This window comes from Dactylosporangium sp. NPDC051484 (genome assembly GCF_040689395.1).
GTDB lineage: Bacteria > Actinomycetota > Actinomycetes > Mycobacteriales > Micromonosporaceae > Dactylosporangium.
Map to the genome: position 1 here is coordinate 57,722 of NZ_JBFAZX010000018.1, position 18,470 is coordinate 76,191.

Here is an 18,470-nt window from a genome sequence, read left to right on the forward strand (position 1 = left end):
TGGACCGCGCGGGGAGGTCGAAGGTCCGGACCTTCGAGGAGGAGGTCCGGACCTTCGATCTGCCGGTGAAAACCAGCTCAGGTCGACGGCCAGACCTCGGCCAGGAGCTTGCGCGTATCGGTGAGGAGCTGCGGCAGCACCTTCGTGCGGCCCACCACCGGCATGAAGTTGGTGTCGCCGCCCCACCTCGGGACGATGTGCTGGTGCAGGTGCGCCGCGATCCCGGCCCCGGCCACCGCGCCCTGGTTCATGCCGAGGTTGAACCCGTGCGCCCCGCTGACCTTGCGGATCACCCGCATCGCCGTCTGCGTGAACGACGCCACCTCGGCCGTCTCCGGGCCGGTCAGGTCGGTGTAGTCGGCGATGTGCCGGTACGGCACGACCATCAGGTGGCCGGGGTTGTACGGGTACAGGTTCAGGATCGCGTAGACCACCGAGCCCCGCGCGACCACGAGGCTCTCCTCCTCCGGCAGGCCGGGTGCCCGGCAGAACGGGCACCCGGTCGGCTGGTCGTGGTCGTCGGCGCGGTCCTCACCCCTGATGTACGCCATTCGGTGGGGCGTCCACAACCGCTCCAGTTCGTCGGGTTCGCCGGGGTTCGTCACGCCGGCGACCCGAGCGAGGCCGTGTCGGCGGCGGCGGGCGAGCCGAGTGCGGCCGCGTCGGCGGTGGCCGGCGAACCGTCCGGGGACGCGTCCGCGGCGGCCGACGGGCCGGCGTTGGTGTGGGACCGGACCACCGACACGACGTGCGCCACCGCCTCGTCGAGCGGGACGCCGTTGCGCTGCGAGCCGTCGCGGTAGCGGAAGCTGACCGTCCCCGCGGTGACGTCGTCGTCGCCGGCGATCGCCATGAACGGGATCTTCTGCTGCTGCGCGTTGCGGATCTTCTTCTGCATGCGCTCGTCGGAGTGGTCGACCTCGACCCGGATGCCCTCCTTGCGCAGGCGGTCGGCGAAGTCGAACAGGTAGTCGGTGTGGTCGGCGCGGATCGGGATGCCGACGACCTGGACCGGGGCGAGCCAGGCCGGGAAGGCGCCCGCGTAGTGCTCGGTCAGCACGCCGAAGAAGCGCTCGATCGAGCCGAACAGCGCCCGGTGGATCATCACGGGCTGCTGGCGGGAGCCGTCGGAGGCCTGGTACTCCAGCCCGAACCGCTTGGGCTGGTTGAAGTCCACCTGGATGGTCGACATCTGCCAGGTGCGGCCGATCGCGTCCTTGGCCTGCACGGAGATCTTCGGGCCGTAGAACGCGGCGCCGCCCGGGTCGGGGACGAGCTGCAGGCCGGAGGCCTCGGCGGCGGAGCGCAGCGCCTCGGTCGCCTCCTCCCAGTCGGCGTCGTCGCCGATGAACTTCGGCGAGTCGTCACGGGTGGACAGCTCGAGGTAGAAGTCGTCGAGGCCGTAGTCGCGCAGCAGGTCGAGCACGAACTGCAGCAGGGAGCGCAGTTCGCCGGGCATCTGCTCCTTGGTGCAGTAGATGTGCGAGTCGTCCTGCGTCATGCCGCGCACGCGGGTCAGGCCGTGCACCACGCCCGACTTCTCATAGCGGTACACCGTGCCGAACTCGAAGAGCCGCAGCGGCAGCTCGCGGTAGGAGCGGCCGCGCGCCCGGAAGACGAGGTTGTGCATCGGGCAGTTCATGGCCTTGAGGTAGTACTCCGCGCCCTCGAGCTCCATCGGCGGGAACATCGTGTCGGCGTAGTACGGCAGGTGGCCCGAGGTCTGGAACAGGTTGGCCTTGGTGATGTGCGGCGTGTTGACGAACTCGTACCCCGACTCCTGGTGGCGCTGCCGGGAGTACTGCTCCATCTCGCGGCGGATGATCCCGCCCTTGGGGTGGAACACCGCGAGGCCGGAGCCGAGCTCGTCGGGGAAGCTGAACAGGTCCAGGTCGGCGCCGAGCTTGCGGTGGTCGCGCCGGGCCGCCTCCTCCAGCAACCGCTGGTATTCCTTCAGCGCGTCCCGGGTCGGCCACGCCGTGCCGTAGACGCGCTGCAGCTGCGGGTTCTTCTCCGAGCCGCGCCAGTAGGCGGCGGCGGTGCGGGTCAGCTTGAACGCCTGGATCAGCCGGGTGCTGGGCAGGTGCGGGCCGCGGCACAGGTCGGACCAGCAGACCTTCTCCGACTGCGCGTCGAGGTTGTCGTAGATCGTCAGCTCGCCGCCGCCGACCTCCATCACCTCGGACGTGTCCAGCGCCTGGGCGCCGCCGGCACCACCGTCGGACTTCACGTCGACGAGCTCGAGCTTGAACGGCTCCTCGGCCAGCTCCGCCTTCGCCTGCTCCACCGAGTCGAAGCGGCGGCGGCGGAACCGCTGGCCCGACTTGATGATCTCCTGCATGCGCTTCTCGAGCTTGCCGAGGTCGTCCGGGTGGAACGGCTTGTCGACCTTGAAGTCGTAGTAGAAGCCGTTCTCGATCGGCGGGCCGATGCCCAGCTTCGCCTCGGGGAAGACGTCCTGCACCGCCTGGGCGAGCACGTGCGCGGTCGAGTGGCGCAGCACGTTGAGCCCGTCGGGGCTGGACAGGTCGACGGCCTCGACCTCGGCGTCGGCCTCCGGCGCCCAGTCGAGGTCGCGCAGCCGGCCCTCGCCGTCGCGGACCACGACGATCGCCTTGGGGCCGCTGGTCGGCAGTCCAGCCGCGGCGACCGCGGCCGCCGCCGTCGTGCCCGCCGTGACCACGATGCGCGGTGGGGCTTCGGTATTCGAGCGCGCTGCGGACACGGGCTGCTCCCAGGGGTTCGGTAGGTCGGTTTCACCCCGATGCTATCCACCCGCTCAGCGCAGCGCGGAGAACACCCCACCAGCCACCAGAGCGCCCACGGCGGTGCCGACCACGACCTGCGGCCACGTGTGGTCCTTGAGCTCGACCCGGGACCACCCGATGGCGCCGACCAGCGGCGCGGCGGCGAGCAGCGGCCAGCCGTACACCAGAGCGAGGATGACCACCGAACCCGCCGCCACCGCCGCGTGGACCGACATCTTCCACCAGTGGTTGACCGCCGCCGCGACGACCAGCCCGGCCCCGCCGGCCACCACCGCGGCCACCAGTGCCCGGTCCGCGCCGGCGAGCAGCAGCACCGTGAACCCGGCCAGCACCGAGCCCATCGCGACCAGCAGCGGGACCAGCCGCTGCCGCCGGTCGCCGATGTGGTGGTCGGTGAGCCTGCCGGTGCGCACCCCGCGCAGGATGTAGAGGAACGGCAGGACGCTCTCGAACAGCGCCGCCACCGCGCCGAGCACCAGGCCGCGGGCGAGCCCCGGCTCGCTGTGCACGCCGAGCAGCACCAGCAGCACCGACACGAGCACCGCCGGCGCGAACGCCTCGGTCAGCCACCTGGCGACGCGCTGCCTGATCACCGCAGCACCCTACCGACCGCGATCGGTTCCCGCCGCCCCTCCACCCTGGCGCTGGGCCTGGCGACCGGCTGGGCGACGAGGCGGACGCGCAGGGTGGTGACGCCGGTCACCGGAACCGCGTGATCCGCTCGAACGACGGGTCGAAGTGCCGCTCCACGCGGGCTCGGCCGTCCTGCCACCAGCCGGCGGCCTCGGCGAGGTCGTCGGCGGCGGGGGAGTCGGCGTCGACGTAGTAGTGCAGCGTGCGCGTGCCGCCGCTGGTCTCGTGGGCCAGCAGCACGCCGTCGGTGCCGGCCGCTGTGCGCAGGGCGGTGTCCTCGAACTCGCGCAGCGCTGTCAGCGATTCCGTTTCGGGCAGCCCGACGGCGTTGCGGTGCCGGTACGGCAGCGTGATCGCCACGTGCGTGTCGAAGCGCGGCCAGCGCACCGGTCGCAGCGGCCGCTGCGCCGTGGCGATCACCGGGCTGCCGTCGGGCAGGTCGGCGCTCATCAGGACCCACTGCGGGGTGCTGTACTCCTCCCGCAGTGCCTCCACCGCCGCGGCGAGCTCGGCCGGGTCCGCCGCGCCTGGCGGCTCGTCCGTCTCCCAGGAGATCGCGCCGATCCACTCCTCGACGCCGTCCTCGCCGAGCAGCCAGTCCAGGGTCAGGAACGTCACCTGGCCGCGCGCCTGCTCCTCCAGCATGCCGAAGCCGGGGTGGTGGGCCACGACGTCGATCTCGGGCGCCTCGCCGTCGCGGGAGAAGGCGAACCGCATGCGCGCCAGGTCGAGCTTGACCCCCTGACCCAGCTCGATCGTCGCCTGGAAGATCTCGGGGCTGGGCTGCCGGGCGGTGTGGTACTCCCAGGTCGCGTCCGCGGCCGGCGCGAGGGCGCCCCAACGGGCGGCGACCGGCCGAAGTTGCGCATCGCCGGCGGCGGACACGACAAGCGCGTGCCTGGCCGTCGTACCACTGGAGAACTCCCACTGCAGGGCGGGGTGGATCGCCTCGATCCGCCGGCTGAACTGCGGGGTGAGCCGCCCCCAGTCCCCGGAGGAGATCGCCGCCTCGACGGACGGCCGGACGGTCGGCCACCAGGCCCAGAAGTCCACGATCGCGCCACCGTCCCCGGTATTGCGCTTCGACCGCCCGAAGATCACGTCCACACCCTAACGGCGATCCCACCCGGCATAACCGCCAGACGGAAACAACGACCACCCGGCACCCGCAGCTTGGCACCTCTCTGCCTGGCGTCCCCTGCGCCGCAGGCGCCCGCAAGAAACGGCGCCCAGGACGCCAGGGGCGCGCAGCGCGACGAGAGGTGCCCGCGGAGCGGGCATGGGGGGCTCCGGGGTGGGAGCCCCCCGGCCGCGCCCGCGCCGAAGGCGCGCGCCAGGCTAGAAACTGCCTGGAAACAGCACCCTCAGCGCGCCGCGTGCTCCTTCTTCACCGCCTCCGCCAGGTGGGCCGGCATCGGGTCGTGGCGGACGAAGGCACGGCTGAACGTCCCCGAGCCCGAGGTCATCGCGCGCAGCTCGACGGCGTAGCGGATGAGCTCGGTCGCCGGGACCTCGGCGCGTACCAGGGTGCGCTCGTGGCCCGCCGGGTCGGGCTCGTTGCCCAGCACCCGGCCGCGGCGGCCGGACAGGTCGCTCATCACGGCGCCGACGAAATCGTCCGGAACGCGGATCGTCACCTCGTCGATCGGCTCCAGCAGCGTCGTCTGGCCCTGCTCGGCCGCCTCGCGCAGGGCCAAGGCGCCGGCGGTCTGAAACGCCGCGTCGGAGGAGTCGACCGAGTGCGCCTTGCCGTCGAAGAGGGTGACCCGCACGTCGACGACCGGGTAGCCGGCGAGCATGCCGCGCTCCATCTGGGTGCGCACGCCCTTCTCGACCGACGGTATGTAGTTGTGCGGCACCACGCCGCCGACGATCTTGTCGACGAACTCGAAGCCGGCGCCGCGGGGCAGCGGCTCGACCTTGATGTCGCAGACCGCGTACTGACCGTGGCCGCCGGACTGCTTCACGTGCCGGCCGTGGCCCTGGCTCGGCGCGGCGAACGTCTCGCGCAGCGCCACCTTCACCGGCTCGGTGTCGATCTCCACGCCGCCGCCGCGCAGGCGGTCGAGGACCACGTCGGCGTGCGCCTCACCCATGCACCACAGCACCAGCTGGTGCGTCTCGGCGTTGCGCTCCAGCCGCAGCGTCGGGTCGCCCGCCACCAGCCGGCCCAGGTTCTTGGCGAGGGCGTCCTCGTCGGAGCGGGTGCGGGCCACGACCGCGATCGGCAGCAGCGGCTCCGGCATCTCCCAGGGGGCCATCAGCAGCGGCTCCTCCTTGCCGGAGATCGTGTCGCCGGTCTCGGCGGTGCCCGACTTCGTGACCGCCACCAGGTCGCCGGCGACGGCGTGCGGCACCTCGCGCAGGTTGGCGCCCAGCGGCGAGAACAGGTGCGCGAAGCGCTCGTCGGCGTCGTGGTCGGGGTGGCCGCGCTCGCCCATGCCGTGGCCGGAGATGTGCACCGGCTGCTCCGGGCGCAGCGTGCCGGAGAAGACCCGGACCAGACAGACGCGCCCGACGTACGGGTCGATCGTGGTCTTGACGACCTCGGCGACCAGCGGGCCCCGCGGGTCGCAGCGCAGCGGCTCGCGCGGCTCGCCCTCGACGTCGGTCACCGGCGGCACCTCGTGCTCCAGCGGCGACGGGAAGCCGCTCACCAGCACATCGAGGAGCGCGTCGAGCCCGACGCGGGTCTCGGAGCAGACCGGGACGACCGGGTAGAACGTGCCGCGGGCGACGGCCTTCTCCAGGTCCTCGACGATCACCCGCGTCTCGATGGCCTCGCCGCCGAGGTATCGCTCCATGAGCGTCTCGTCCTCGCTCTCGGCGATGATTCCCTCCAGCAGGGTGTTGCGGGACTCCTCGATCGCGGGCAGGTGCTGCGGGTCGGGGTCGCGCACCTGCGGCGGGAAGCCGGCGGAGTAGTCGAAGACCCGCGGGGTGACCAGCCCGATGAGGCCCTCCACGCTCGCGCCATCGTCGCCCAGCATCGGCAGGTACAGCGGCAGCACGTTGTCGCCGAAGACCTCCTGGCAGGTCTGCAGGGTCTCGTCGAAGTCGGCGCGATGATGATCCAGCCGGGTGATCGCCACCGCCCGGGGCATCCCGACGTGGGCGCACTCCTCCCACAGCGCGCCGGTCGCCGCGTCCATGCCGTCGACCGCCGAGACGACGAACAGGGCCGCGTCGGCGGCGCGCAGCCCGGCCCGCAGCTCCCCGACGAAGTCCGCGTAGCCCGGCGTGTCGAGCAGGTTGACCTTCACACCGTCGTGCAGCAGCGGGGCGCACGACAGCGTGACGGAACGCTGCTGTTTCACCGCCGCCGGATCGTGATCGGTGACCGTGGTGCCCTCGGTCACCGCGCCGGCCCGCGAGATCGTCCCGGTCGCCGCCAGCAGCGCCTCGATCAGCGTCGTCTTGCCCGAGCCGGAGTGGCCGACGACGACCACGTTGCGCACCCTGCCGGGGTCATCAACCACCGGTGCGGTGCCGGTGACACCCTTCTCCTGGACCTTCTGCGCCATCACGCGCCTCCCGAAAGTCTTGCGACATCTGTGAGCTGTCTCACAGTCACGACCTGTTCACCGATCCCACACCCGAAACATCACCGACACAAGGCCGCCGGCGCTCCTCCCGACTCCAGGTTTACTCAAGCATCGTGAGCAGTCCCACGTGCCGGTATCCGGCAAGCTCTGCCCCCGTTATCGTGAGAGCGCCATGGCGAAGATCTTCAGCGTAGTCAGCCGTGCCGCAGTGGCGCGCGTGCTCGACCCCGTCGCCGCCGCGCTGCTGCGCGCCGGGGTCACCCCGAACGCGGTCACGGTCGCGGGCACCGTGGGTGTGCTCGTCGGCGCGCTCGGCTTCGCCACCCGCGGGCATCTGATCACCGCGCTCGTCATCATCACCCTGAGCTGCTTCACGGACCTCATCGACGGCTCGATGGCCCGCCAGCGCGGCATCACCAACAAGTTCGGCGCGCTGCTGGACTCCTCGATGGACCGGGTCGCCGACGGCGCGATCTTCGGCGCCGTAGCCTGGTATTACGCGAGCATCCACGAGCTGCGCCCAGCCGCGGCCGCGCTGCTGTGCCTGCTCACCGGGCAGGTCGTCTCCTACGTGAAGGCCCGTGCCGAGGGGCTCGGCTTCACCGCGAACGTCGGGCTGATCGAGCGGCCGGAGCGGCTCATCGGCATCGGTATCGGCGGCCTGCTGTGGGGCTTCGGCGTGCCCTACGGCCTGGAGATCGTCATGTGGCTGCTCGCCGCGCTCTCGATCGTCACGATCGGCCAGCGGCTCGCGACCGTGTACGGGCAGGCCCGCGCGGCGGACCCGGGACCGGACGGGGCACCGTCCGCAGCGAAGTCCGACGCCCGGTGAGCCGCCTCGTCGAGTTCGGCTACGGCGCGGCGTTCGACCTGCTGCCCAGGCTGCCCCGGGGCGCGGTCTGGCCGGCGTTCGCGGCCGCGGCGGCGTACGGCGTCCGGGGGTACCGCCGCGGAAAACCGGGGAAGGGCACCGCCACCCTCGCCCGCAACCTGCGCCGGGTGGTCGGCGACCAGATGCCCGAGGAGCAGTTCACGGACCTGCTGCACCGGGCCCTGCGCTCCTACGCCCGCTACTTCCTCGAGGCGTTCCGGCTTCCCGGCCGCTCCAAGGAGCAGATCCTGGCCGGGTTCCGGCTGGAGCGCGGCGAGCTGCTCGGGCAGCACGTCGCGGCCGGCGTCGGCTGCGTCGTCGCGCTGCCGCACGCCGGGAACTGGGACGCCGCCGGGGCCTGGGTCGCCGCCAACGGCTGGCCGATCACCACCGTCGCCGAGCGGCTCAAGCCCGAGAGTGTGTACCTCAGGTTCCTGGCCTTCCGCCGCTCGCTGGGCATGGAGATCCTGCCGCTCACCGGCGGCGACCGCCCGACGTTCGACGTGCTGGAGGAGCGGGTCAAGGGCGGGGCCGTGGTGCCCCTGCTCGCCGATCGCGACCTCACCCCGCGCGGGGTGGACGTCGAGTTCTTCGGCGGCCGGACCCGGATGCCCGCCGGCCCGGCGCTGTTGGCCCTGCGCACCGGAGCGCCCCTGTACGTGGCGAGCATGTGGTTCGATGCGAGTGCGGCGGCCGGCCATCTGATCGGGCCGGTCCCGATGCCGGGTCCGGACGAGGGATCCCTCGACGCGCGTGTCAGGATCGTTACGCAGCGTGTCGCCGACCGGTTCGCCGAGGGCATCGCGCGGCACCCGGAAGACTGGCACATGCTCCAGCGGTTCTGGCTCGACGAGCCGGCCGTCAGCACCGTGGGCTAGGGAGGGCCGTTGCGCATCGGGATCGTCTGCCCGTACTCCTTCGACGTGCCCGGCGGCGTGCAGAACCACGTCCGCGACCTCGCCGAGACGCTCATCGCGCTCGGCCACCACGTCAGCGTGCTGGCGCCCGGCGACGAGGAGGGCATCACGCTGCCCTACGTCGTGTCCGCCGGCCGGACCGTGCCTGTGCCGTACAACGGCTCGGTCGCCCGCGTGTCGTTCGGCCTGATCTCCGCCACCCGGGTGCGGCGCTGGCTGTCCGCCGGCCGCTTCGACGTGCTGCACGTGCACGAGCCGCTCATCCCGAGCCTGTCGATGCTCGCGGTGCTCTCGGCCCGCGGCCCGGTCGTGGCCACCTTCCACACCGCGATGACCCGCTCGCGCGCCCTGGCCGCCGCGCAGGGCGTGCTGCAGCTGGTGCTGGAGAAGATCACCGGGCGGATCGCGGTCAGCGAGCTGGCGCGCAAGGTCCAGGTCGAGCACCTGGGTGGCAGCGCGTGGGAGATCCCCAACGGGGTGCAGGTGTCGAAGTACCGCGGCGCCGTGCCGCTCGACGGCTGGCCGGGCGAGGGCGGGGCGCTCGGGTTCATCGGGCGCTTCACCGAGCCGCGCAAGGGGTTTCGGTACCTCATGTCGGCCTTCACCACCCTCGCGCCGCGGCGGCCCGGCCTGCGCCTGCTGGTGGCCGGCCCCGGCGACCCCGACGAGGCCCTGGCGGACGTCCCCGCGGACCTGCGCGAGCGGATCGTGTTCCTCGGCAAGGTCTCCGAGGCGGACAAGGCGCGGATGCTGCGCAGCGTCGACCTGTACGTCGCGCCGAACACCGGCGGCGAGTCGTTCGGCATGATCCTCACCGAGGCGATGGCGGCCGGGACCGCCGTGCTGGCCAGCGAGCTGGACGCGTTCCGGCGGGTGCTCGACGGCGGCTCGGCCGGCGCGCTGTTTCCGGTCGGCGACGCGCAGGCCCTGGCCCGCACCGCCGCCGGCCTGCTGGACGACCCCGCGCGGCGGGGCGCCCTGGCCGCCCGAGGGACCCAGGTGGTGGCCGCCTACGACTGGCCGGTCGTCGCCGAGCGGGTGCTCGAGGTCTACTCCACCGCCGTCGAGGTTGCCGGAGCGACCGTGCAGGAGTCCGTCCCGTAGGCTGCGCCGCATGTGGTGGGTGATCGCCGTGGTGGCCGCGGTCGTCGTGGTGGCCACCTACCTGACGTGGCTCGCGGCCCGGGTCGACCGGCTGCACGCGCGGGCCGCCGCCGCGTACGCCACACTCGATGCCCACCTGGTCCGCCGCGCCGCCGCCGCGGTGGCCCTCGCCGAGGCCGCCCAGCTGCCGACCCTCATGTACGCCGCGAAGATCGCCCTGGACGCCCAGCCGGACGACCGCGAGGTGGCCGAGAACGACCTCACCCGGCACCTGCGGGGCGGGCTCAAAGCGCCGCCGTCCGACGTGGTGGACTCGCTGGTCCAGATCAGCCGCCGGGTGGCGCTGGCCCGCCAGGTGCACAACGACGTGGTCCGCGACGCCCTGGCCGTGCGCCGCCGGGCCCTGGTGCGGCTGTTCCGGCTGGCCAGAAAACACCCCATTCCCGCCTATTTCGACGTCGACGACCCGTCGCTGTCGTGAGTTGTGGGCCGCCGGGTTGTCATTGGCCGTGGGGCCGCAGGGTGGGCTGGGCGTAAACTTACAGGTGAATCCCGGTTTTCCCCTGTTAGGAGTGCGTCGTCGTGTCCTCATCCACCTCGCCGGTCACCGGCACCGCCCGCGTGAAGCGCGGCATGGCCGAGATGCTCAAGGGCGGCGTCATCATGGACGTCGTCACCCCCGAGCAGGCCAAGATCGCGGAGGACGCCGGCGCCGTCGCGGTCATGGCGCTCGAGCGGGTCCCCGCCGACATCCGCGCCCAGGGCGGCGTGTCCCGCATGAGCGACCCGGACATGATCGACGGGATCATCAGCGCCGTCTCGATCCCGGTCATGGCGAAGGCCCGCATCGGGCACTTCGTCGAGGCCCAGGTGCTGCAGGCGCTGGGCGTCGACTACGTCGACGAGTCCGAGGTGCTCACCCCGGCCGATTTCGCCAACCACATCGACAAGTGGGCGTTCACGGTGCCGTTCGTCTGCGGCGCCACCAACCTCGGTGAGGCGCTGCGCCGCATCAACGAGGGTGCCGCCATGATCCGCTCCAAGGGCGAGGCCGGCACCGGCGACGTCTCCAACGCCACCACCCACATGCGCAAGATCCGCGCGGAGATCCGCCGGCTGACGTCGCTGCCCGAGGACGAGCTGTTCGTCGCGGCCAAGGAGCTGCAGGCGCCGTATGAGCTGGTCAAGGAGGTCGCCGAGACCGGCAAGCTGCCCGTCGTGCTGTTCACCGCCGGCGGCATCGCCACCCCCGCCGACGCGGCGATGATGATGCAGCTCGGCGCCGAGGGCGTCTTCGTCGGCTCCGGCATCTTCAAGTCGGGCAACCCGCAGCAGCGCGCCGCCGCGATCGTCAAGGCCACCACGTTCCACGACGACCCGGACGTCATCGCCAAGGTCTCCCGCGGCCTGGGCGAGGCCATGGTCGGCATCAACGTCGACGACATCCCGCAGCCGCACCGCCTCGCCGAGCGGGGCTGGTGACCGCCTCCGTGATCATCGGTGTGCTCGCCCTGCAGGGCGATACCCGCGAACACCTGCACGCGGTCGCGTCCCTGGACGCGATCGGCCGCCCGGTGCGGCGCGTCGACGAGCTCGACTCCGTCGACGCGCTGATCATCCCCGGCGGCGAGTCCACCACGATGAGCAAGCTGGCGGTCGAGTTCGGGCTGCTGGAGCCGATCCGCAAGCGCATCGGCGCCGGCATGCCGGTCTACGGCTCGTGCGCCGGGATGATCATGCTGGCGTCGACGATCCTCGACGGCCGCTCCGACCAGGTGCCCTTCGGCGGCATCGACATGACCGTGCGCCGCAACGCGTTCGGCCGCCAGGTCGACTCGTTCGAGGGGGCCGTTGACATTTCGGGCATCGAGGGTGGTCCGTTCCAGGCGGTCTTCATCCGGGCCCCATGGGTCGAGTCGGTGGAGGAATCGGTCGAGGTGCTGGGGCGTGTGAGGGATGGGCAGGCCGCCGGTAGGATTGTCGCGGTTCGGCAGCAGCACCTGCTCGCGACGGCGTTCCACCCAGAGCTCACCGGCGACCTACGCGTCCATCGGTACTTCGTGGAGATGGCTCGCGAGGCGGGTAAGACGACGGAGGGTTAGGCATGTCGGGGCACTCCAAATGGGCGACCACCAAGCACAAGAAGGCGGTCATCGATGCCAAGCGTGGGAAGCTCTTCGCCCGCCTGATCAAGAACGTCGAGGTGGCCGCCCGCACGGGCGGCGGTGACCCGGCCGGCAACCCGACCCTCTTCGACGCCATTCAGAAGGCGAAGAAGAACTCGGTCCCCAACGACAACATCAACAATGCGGTCAAGCGCGGCTCCGGCCTCATCGGGGGCGGCGCCGATTGGCAGACCGCGATGTATGAGGGGTATGGCCCGAACGGCGTCGCCATCCTCATCGAGTGCCTGACGGACAACCGCAACCGGGCCTCGACGGAGGTGCGGGTGGCACTGACCCGCAACGGCGGCTCCCTGGCCGACGCCGGCAGCGTGTCATACATGTTCACCCGCAAGGGTGTCCTCATCGTCCCGAAGGCCGGCGAGCTCGCCGAGGACGACCTGCTCCTGGCCGTGCTCGACGCGGGCGCCGAGGAGGTCAACGACCTGGGCGAGGCGTTCGAGATCATCTGCGAGGCGTCGGACCTGGTCCCGGTGCGCACCGCCCTGCAGGACGCCGGCATCGACTACGAGTCCGCGGAGTCCTCGTTCGTCCCGAGCGTCACGGTGCCGCTGGACGAGGAGGGCGCCCGCAAGGTCTTCAAGGTGATCGACGCCCTGGAAGACTGCGACGACGTCCAGAACGTGTATGCCAACTTCGACGTCTCGGACGAGGTCATGGCCCTGGTCGAGGCCTGAGCACCGCTCTGAGCCAAGGGGCGCGTCCACATGGTGGGCCGCGCCCCTTGGCGCTTGATCCAGTGGTTGGCGGACCCTTCAGACGGGGCTCCCGGTGGCCTTGAGTTCCTTACCGGCGGAGCGGAGTCCGAGCCACATCCCACCGACCTTCGGTGCACCCGGGACGGACCTCGCAACCGATGCCACGCCGGCGACCAGTTCGCGCTCGACGGGTGACAGGGTCACCTGACGTAGCCCGAGCCGTTCAAGGAGCTGCCGCCACACTCCGTCGATGTCCCGGTGATCTCAGCGAGAACTTCGTAGGTCTCGGTTTTCGAATTGGGTGAGCACGAGCGCGGCGACATGGGCCACCAGTTCCTTTGGGTACGTCGGCCATAGCGCGATATGTGATCACGCGGAGTCCTCACCGCGCGGAGAAGGATCTTCGAGGGCTCCACGCCCCGCCCATCATTGTCCAGTGTGGACGATCCGGCCGCGTCATCCTGTTTTCGCGGCCATTCTCGTTGAGATCATCTCATGATGGACTGCCGTTCGGGGCGGCGGTTTTGGTTGGGTTCTGGGATAATGGCATATATGGGGCAGCTGCAATTTTTTTCGAAGGCGGAATTGGCTGCCATGCGTGACCGGACCAGGTCGCGTCGTTATTGTCCGGCGAATGAGCAGTTCCGTCGGGAGCATGCTCGGCATCGGGAATGGGGCTTGGCCAGGCGGCACGCCGAGAAGCTGCGCCGTCTGCGTGGTGACACCCCGCCGGTGGTCAGCGATCAGCGCGGCGGATCGGTGGATGGGCCGGTGCCGCCCTCGCCGCCGTCGCCGCCCTCGCCGCCGGTCATGCCTCCCGAACAGGAGCAACGTTCCGCGAGCAGCACCGCGGCGGACGACTGTGATCCCGCGCCGCGCCGGGTGGACGGCGGCGGGCGGCCCGGTCCTGTCCCGAAGTGTCGTCGCGCATCCACGCCACAGCCGCACCGGCCCACCGGGATTGCAATGCATCGAATGGTCGGCGGCAATATACGGCCGGCGGTGTATCGCGGCCAGCTTTCGGCAATGCCGATGCCGCGCACGGACGGGCGGTATGTCCGCCGAATGTTCCGCACGGCGGGAGCAAGTAACCGCTGTCCCCATGGGCCGCCGGTGCGGATTCCCGATTGACGTCATCTCAGCGTGCATGCCGTCGGGTCCTTTGCCGTGCCGGGGAACTGGTCCGCTACGTGTCGCGCCTGCTGGCCACCGAACGCCGCACCCGCCGCAGAACCCGGGCGTTGACCTGCTGCTACCAAGCGCTGCTGGTGTTGGTGTGGTTCCGCAGAACGAGGACAAGTCCCTATTCGGAGCCGGGTTCGGGCGTCTCCCGGGCCACCGCGTACCGGGATGTTGCCGAGGGGATCGAAGCGCTGGCCGCGATACCCGACTGGCCCCGGACAACCGGGCCCGCAACGCGCTGCCGCGCGCCGAACGCGTACCCGGCGAACGCGGCCTCGCGCTGCTCACCGGCAGTTGGCGCATCTCGCGCGGTTCGCGGCGCCGTTGGCCTCCGCTCGGTTGGCGTCGGTGTTGCCCGGCTCTTCGGCGACGATTCACGGATCCGGGTCAAATTACCCGATGGCGTCGATGACGAGTGCCTCGATGCGCAGGTCTGCCTGGGTGAGCAGCATATTGTCTTCCTTCTCCGAGACACGCAATGTCGACAGTCGATCACGATATCGCGTGAACTCCGGAAGGAGCGTGCTGCGCAGCGCCTGCGAGAGCTCGTGGATTACCGGGATTCCTCCGTTGGGCGACGGGGGTTACGACATTGCCGAGAGGCGCAATTGTTCATCGTCGCCGCGACGATTGCCGGAAAGGGGCGGCAGTGAGTTGTCGCCGAGTTGAGGCGTCCGGCCGTCAGCGCACCTGCCGGGTGGAAGACGCAGCCGTGGGGTCTCAGCCCCACGGCTACCTCGGTGTCAGGCGGCCGCGATCCCGGCGTTGGTATCGACCGGTGGGGCCGGGGTGGGGTGTGCCGCCCTCGCCAGCGGGGCCAGGGCGGCCAGGAAGAGGGCCGGGCTCAGCAGGCTGAGCGGGCCCACGCCCAGGATCAGGAACGCCGCCACCGCGGCCGCGGTCAGGGCCGGGGTCCACCATCTCGCGCGGCGGGTCACGGCGGCGGCGACCGTCACCGCGATCGGCCCAGCAGTGTCAGTGCCATGGACGGCAGGACCCAGCCGAGGGTGAACGGGGCGTAGTCGCCCAGCGACGCGTCCACCCGCGCGGCGGTTGCCGGGTCGAGGGCCTCGGCAGTGGCGATCGACGTGTAGTCGCCGACCATGAGGGCCGAGAAGCTCACCAGCGCGAGAACAACCACCGCGGCGATGACGCGAGCCCAGCGGGCGGCGTCGCGCGACAGGTGCAGTACCGCCGGAACGAAGGCCAGCCAGCCCAGGTGCAGCAGCAGCGCGCTCGCCTGGGCCTGCGCGGGGTGGGCCAGGGAGCCCGCGAGGCTCGGGCTGAAGCCCGGCACCGTGGCCAGGCCCGCGGCGAACAGCAGTGGGGCCAGGACCAGGCACACCCGGCCGGCGCGGTCGCGGAACGCGCCGAACGTGTCCACAACGTTCGACACCGACGAGAACCTCTACAACGCGCTGCGCGCCGGCGCGAGCGGGTTCCTGCTCAAGGTCTCCTCCCGGAGCACCTGCTCACCGCGATCCGGGTGGTGGCCTCCGGTGAGGCGCTGCTCGACCCCGCGGTGACCACGCGGGTCATCGCCGCGTTCGCGGGCGGGCCCGGGCCGCAGCCGCCGCCGGAGTTGGCCGAGCTGACCGCGCGCGAGGCCGACGTGCTGCGGCTCATGGCGCGGGGGCTGTCCAACGCCGAGATCGCCGCCGCGCTCACGGTCGGCGAGGCGACGATCAAGACGCACGTGGCGCGGGTGCTCATGAAGCTCGGGCTGCGTGACCGGGTGCAGGCGGTGGTGTACGCGTACGAGACCGGCCTGGTCCGCGCGGGCGCCGGCTGAGCCGTGCCGATCAGCTCAGGGCGACACGCAGATGGCGCGGGCCGCGCAGGACGGCGCTGATGCGGTACTGCGGCGGATCCTCCAGCAGCCGGGCGCCGGACAGGGCCGGGACCAGCGCCCGCAGGGCCAGCTGCGCCTCCAGACGGGCCAGCGGTGCGCCGTAGCAGTAGTGGATCCCGTCGCCGAAGCCGAGGTGCTGGACCTGGCGGCGGTCCGGGTCGAAGCGATCCGGGTCGGTGCAGTGCTCGGGGTCGCGGTTGCCGGCCGCCAGCACCAGCGTGATCGGGGCATCCTTCGGGATCGTGGTGCCGCCGATCGGGATGTCCGAGAGCGCCCGGCGCCACGTCAGCATCTGCACCGGCGGGTCGAAGCGCAGCACCTCCTCGACGAACGACACGACCAGGCCGGGGTCGGCGAGCATCCGCTCCCGCCACAGCGGCTGGCGCAGCAGGATCAGCGAGCTGTTGGCGATGAGGTTCACCGTCGTCTCGTGGCCGGCGATGAGCAGCAGCATCGCGGTGCTCACCAGCTCGTCGCGGGTCATCCGGCCGTCGGGGCCGTCGTCGGTGGCCAGCGCCGAGAGCATGTCGTCGCCGGGCTCGGCCATGCGGCGGTCCACGAGGTCGCCGAGGTATTGGGCGAGGTCGCCGAGGGCGCCGCGGTCCGGCAGGACGGCCGTCAGCGCGGCGTCGATCCAGGCGCGGAAGCGCGGCTCGTCGGCCAGTGGCACGCCGAGCAGCGTGCAGATGACGCGGACCGGCAGCGGGTAGGCGAACTGGTCGACGAGGTCCACGGTCGAGGACGGGAACTCGTTGATCAGGCCGGCGGCGATGTCCTCGAGCGACGGCTGGAGGTCGGCGACGCGGTGCGGGCTGTGCGGCGGGCCGAACGGGCGCATCGCCAGGCGGCGCATCCGGTCGTGGCCCGGCGGGTCCTGGCGCAGGAAGCTCGGCGGCAGCCCCACCAGCCGGTGGATGTCGTCGGAGCCGCCGGCCGCCTCGTCGCGCTCGACCGAGCTCACCCGCGGGTCGTGCAGCAGCGCCGAGATCTCGCGGAAGGTGCTCACCACGTAGGTGCCGTCGGCCTCGACGCCGACCGGGGTGCGGCGCAGCGAGGTGTACAGCGGGTACGGGTCGTGCCGGTTGACCGGGTCGAGCACGGCGGAGAAGAGGGAACTGACCGACGTGGTCACGTGATGCTCCTGACGGTGGTCGGACGGTGGCCGGTGACCACCACGGTGGCGTCGCGGGCCAGCAGCTTCTGGTCCGGCACGTCGGCGGGCACCGGCAGTGCGTCCTCGGGCTGGTCGACGGTGGCGAACTCGGGCGGGAACGGCGCCGCCTGCTCGATGAGCCGCTGGTAGAACGGCAGCCACTTGGCCTGGTTGAAGGTGACCGCCGCGGTGAGCCGGCCCTTGTACCCGTACGCGGCGGTGAACCGGCGCTCCCGCACCGAGCCCTGCGTGACGACGACCTCGTCGGCGAAGGTGGGCACGCCCACGGACTTGATGTTGTTGCCGAACTGCTGCGACCAGAACTGCGGCATGTGCAGGTGCGGCCAGCGGTCCGACTCGTCGCTGACCATGTTGTGCGCGGCCACCTCGGCCTGCGCGACGGCGTTGGCCCAGTGCTCCAGCGCGAGGAACTGGTAGCCGAACATCGCGTTGGGTGAGCGGGCCACGTCGCCGGCCACGAAGATGTCGTCGGTCACCACGCCGTTGACGTCGAACGCGCGGCAGCCCGCGTCGCAGGCGACCCCCCACGGGCCGACGGCCAGGCCGGAGCCCTCCAGCCACTCCACGTTGCGGATGCCGCCCAGCGCGGCGACGACCACGTCGGCGTCGACGGTGCTGCCGTCGGACAGGTGGGCCCGCCGGACCCCGTCGTCGCCCTCGATCGCCTTGACCGTGACCCCGCAGCGCAGGTCGACGCCGTTCTCGCGCTGGATCTCGGCGGCGATCGAGCCGATCACGCCGCCGAGCGCGCCCGCGAGCGGCGTCGGCGCGGTCTCGGCCACGGTGACGTCCAGGCCCAGCGACCGGCAGGTGGAGGCGATCTCCGACCCGGTGAACCCGGCCCCGACGACCAGCACCCTCGACGGCCGCCGGTCCTGCGACGACAGCCGTTTCCGCAGGTGGATCGCGTCGTCGCGGGTGCGCAGCACGAACATGCCGTCCAGCCGCGCCTCGGCCGGGTCGGGCCACGGCCGCGCCCGCACCCCGGTGGCGATCAGGAGCCGGTCGAACGGTACGGCGATCCCGTCGCTGAGCCGCACCCGGCGCGTCGCCAGGTCCAGGCCGATGGCGCGCACGCCGAGCCGCCACCGCGCGTCGAGGTCGGGGCGGCGCGGCAGCCCGGTCGCGTCGGGCCGGATCCGGCCGGCGAGGGCCGCCTTGGACAGCGGCGGCCGGTCGTACGGCGCGTGAGGCTCGTCGTCGATCAGGGTGAGCGAGCCGGTGTAGCCCTCCTCGCGCAGCGCCTCCGCGGCCCGCAGCCCGGCGAGCGAGGCCCCGACGATGACGATCCGCCCAGCGCCCGGCGTGGCGTGTATCGGCGGCATGTCCTGCGTGGAGAGCCGGTCGATCTGGATGGCCCGCACTGGACAGGCGGCGGCCGCCCGGCGCACCCTCTCCCGCTGCTCCTCGGACGGCTCCGGGTCGTACATGAGAGCCTCGTCGCCCTGCATCTGGAAGATGCTCGGGGCCATGAAGGCGCATTGGGCGTACCCCTGGCATTTCGTGAGGTCGACAACCACGCGCATGTATCCAAGGTGCCCGC

The 18,470-nt window shown here is 71.7% G+C and carries 16 protein-coding genes and 2 pseudogenes; 9 read left to right on the forward strand and 9 right to left on the reverse strand.

Annotation, left to right across the window (positions count from 1 at the left end; all coding sequences use genetic code 11):
* Positions 1-77 precede the first annotated feature (77 nt).
* The 5 genes and pseudogenes from AB0367_RS25660 to AB0367_RS25680 all read right to left on the reverse strand — a co-directional run bounded on the left by AB0367_RS25660 (position 78) and on the right by AB0367_RS25680 (position 6,925).
* On the reverse strand, positions 78-551 hold the full coding sequence (locus AB0367_RS25660) for an HIT domain-containing protein (RefSeq protein ID WP_366229030.1): 474 nt from the start codon (positions 549-551) through the stop codon (positions 78-80).
* Positions 552-700: 149 nt separating this feature from the next.
* Positions 701-2,725 (reverse strand): annotated as a pseudogene (gene thrS, locus AB0367_RS25665) (threonine--tRNA ligase); the annotation flags it as partial.
* A gap of 54 nt (positions 2,726-2,779) precedes the next feature.
* The gene (locus tag AB0367_RS25670) at positions 2,780-3,361 is read right to left on the reverse strand and encodes a phosphoesterase PA-phosphatase (RefSeq protein ID WP_366228959.1); all 582 of its coding nucleotides are present in this window, start codon (positions 3,359-3,361) and stop codon (positions 2,780-2,782) included.
* Between the two features lie 106 nt (positions 3,362-3,467).
* Entirely contained in the window at positions 3,468-4,502 is a 1,035-nt protein-coding gene (locus AB0367_RS25675; RefSeq protein WP_366228960.1) for a DUF695 domain-containing protein, read from the reverse strand.
* 263 nt (positions 4,503-4,765) lie between these two features.
* Positions 4,766-6,925 carry an elongation factor G-like protein EF-G2 gene (locus AB0367_RS25680; protein WP_366228961.1) on the reverse strand — a complete coding sequence of 720 codons (2,160 nt, stop codon included), beginning with the start codon at positions 6,923-6,925 and terminating at the stop codon, positions 4,766-4,768.
* A gap of 193 nt (positions 6,926-7,118) precedes the next feature.
* Between AB0367_RS25680 and pgsA the strand changes: the two genes are divergently transcribed.
* The 8 genes from pgsA to AB0367_RS25720 all read left to right on the forward strand — a co-directional run bounded on the left by pgsA (position 7,119) and on the right by AB0367_RS25720 (position 14,554).
* The gene (gene pgsA / locus AB0367_RS25685; RefSeq protein WP_366228962.1) at positions 7,119-7,778 is read left to right on the forward strand and encodes a phosphatidylinositol phosphate synthase; all 660 of its coding nucleotides are present in this window, start codon (positions 7,119-7,121) and stop codon (positions 7,776-7,778) included.
* The gene (locus AB0367_RS25690; RefSeq protein ID WP_366228963.1) at positions 7,775-8,695 is read left to right on the forward strand and encodes a phosphatidylinositol mannoside acyltransferase; all 921 of its coding nucleotides are present in this window, start codon (positions 7,775-7,777) and stop codon (positions 8,693-8,695) included. Before pgsA ends, AB0367_RS25690 begins: the two co-directional genes overlap by 4 nt.
* 9 nt (positions 8,696-8,704) lie before the next feature.
* On the forward strand, positions 8,705-9,838 hold the full coding sequence (locus tag AB0367_RS25695) for a glycosyltransferase family 4 protein (RefSeq protein ID WP_366228964.1): 1,134 nt from the start codon (positions 8,705-8,707) through the stop codon (positions 9,836-9,838).
* Positions 9,839-9,848: 10 nt separating this feature from the next.
* Positions 9,849-10,319, forward strand: coding sequence for a hypothetical protein (locus AB0367_RS25700; RefSeq protein ID WP_366228965.1), 471 nt, complete (start codon positions 9,849-9,851; stop codon positions 10,317-10,319).
* Between the two features lie 101 nt (positions 10,320-10,420).
* Positions 10,421-11,320 carry a pyridoxal 5'-phosphate synthase lyase subunit PdxS gene (gene pdxS, locus AB0367_RS25705; RefSeq protein ID WP_366228966.1) on the forward strand — a complete coding sequence of 300 codons (900 nt, stop codon included), beginning with the start codon at positions 10,421-10,423 and terminating at the stop codon, positions 11,318-11,320.
* Positions 11,317-11,940 (forward strand): pyridoxal 5'-phosphate synthase glutaminase subunit PdxT, encoded by a 624-nt coding sequence (pdxT, locus tag AB0367_RS25710; protein WP_366228967.1) that lies wholly within the window; start codon positions 11,317-11,319, stop codon positions 11,938-11,940. Before pdxS ends, pdxT begins: the two co-directional genes overlap by 4 nt.
* A 2-nt stretch (positions 11,941-11,942) precedes the next feature.
* Positions 11,943-12,698: a YebC/PmpR family DNA-binding transcriptional regulator gene (locus AB0367_RS25715; RefSeq protein WP_366228968.1), complete on the forward strand. Its 756-nt coding sequence runs from the start codon at positions 11,943-11,945 to the stop codon at positions 12,696-12,698.
* A gap of 1,211 nt (positions 12,699-13,909) precedes the next feature.
* Positions 13,910-14,554: a hypothetical protein gene (locus tag AB0367_RS25720; protein ID WP_366228969.1), complete on the forward strand. Its 645-nt coding sequence runs from the start codon at positions 13,910-13,912 to the stop codon at positions 14,552-14,554.
* Between the two features lie 90 nt (positions 14,555-14,644).
* Here AB0367_RS25720 and AB0367_RS25725 read toward each other — a convergent pair whose 3' ends face one another.
* The gene (locus tag AB0367_RS25725; RefSeq protein WP_366228970.1) at positions 14,645-14,857 is read right to left on the reverse strand and encodes a hypothetical protein; all 213 of its coding nucleotides are present in this window, start codon (positions 14,855-14,857) and stop codon (positions 14,645-14,647) included.
* Positions 14,854-15,297 carry a hypothetical protein gene (locus AB0367_RS25730; protein WP_366228971.1) on the reverse strand — a complete coding sequence of 148 codons (444 nt, stop codon included), beginning with the start codon at positions 15,295-15,297 and terminating at the stop codon, positions 14,854-14,856. The genes AB0367_RS25725 and AB0367_RS25730 overlap by 4 nt, the downstream gene beginning before the upstream one ends.
* On the opposite strand from AB0367_RS25730, the pseudogene AB0367_RS25735 reads away from it, so the two are divergent.
* Positions 15,284-15,693: pseudogene (locus AB0367_RS25735) on the forward strand (response regulator transcription factor); the annotation flags it as partial. The gene AB0367_RS25730 and the pseudogene AB0367_RS25735 overlap by 14 nt on opposite strands.
* A 10-nt stretch (positions 15,694-15,703) precedes the next feature.
* On the opposite strand, the gene AB0367_RS25740 reads toward AB0367_RS25735, so the two are convergent.
* Together AB0367_RS25740 and AB0367_RS25745 are read right to left on the reverse strand one after the other, a co-directional pair.
* Positions 15,704-16,885, reverse strand: coding sequence for a cytochrome P450 (locus AB0367_RS25740; RefSeq protein ID WP_366228972.1), 1,182 nt, complete (start codon positions 16,883-16,885; stop codon positions 15,704-15,706).
* Positions 16,882-18,453, reverse strand: coding sequence for an FAD-dependent oxidoreductase (locus AB0367_RS25745; protein ID WP_366228973.1), 1,572 nt, complete (start codon positions 18,451-18,453; stop codon positions 16,882-16,884). Before AB0367_RS25745 ends, AB0367_RS25740 begins: the two co-directional genes overlap by 4 nt.
* Between the last annotated feature and the right edge of the window lie 17 nt (positions 18,454-18,470).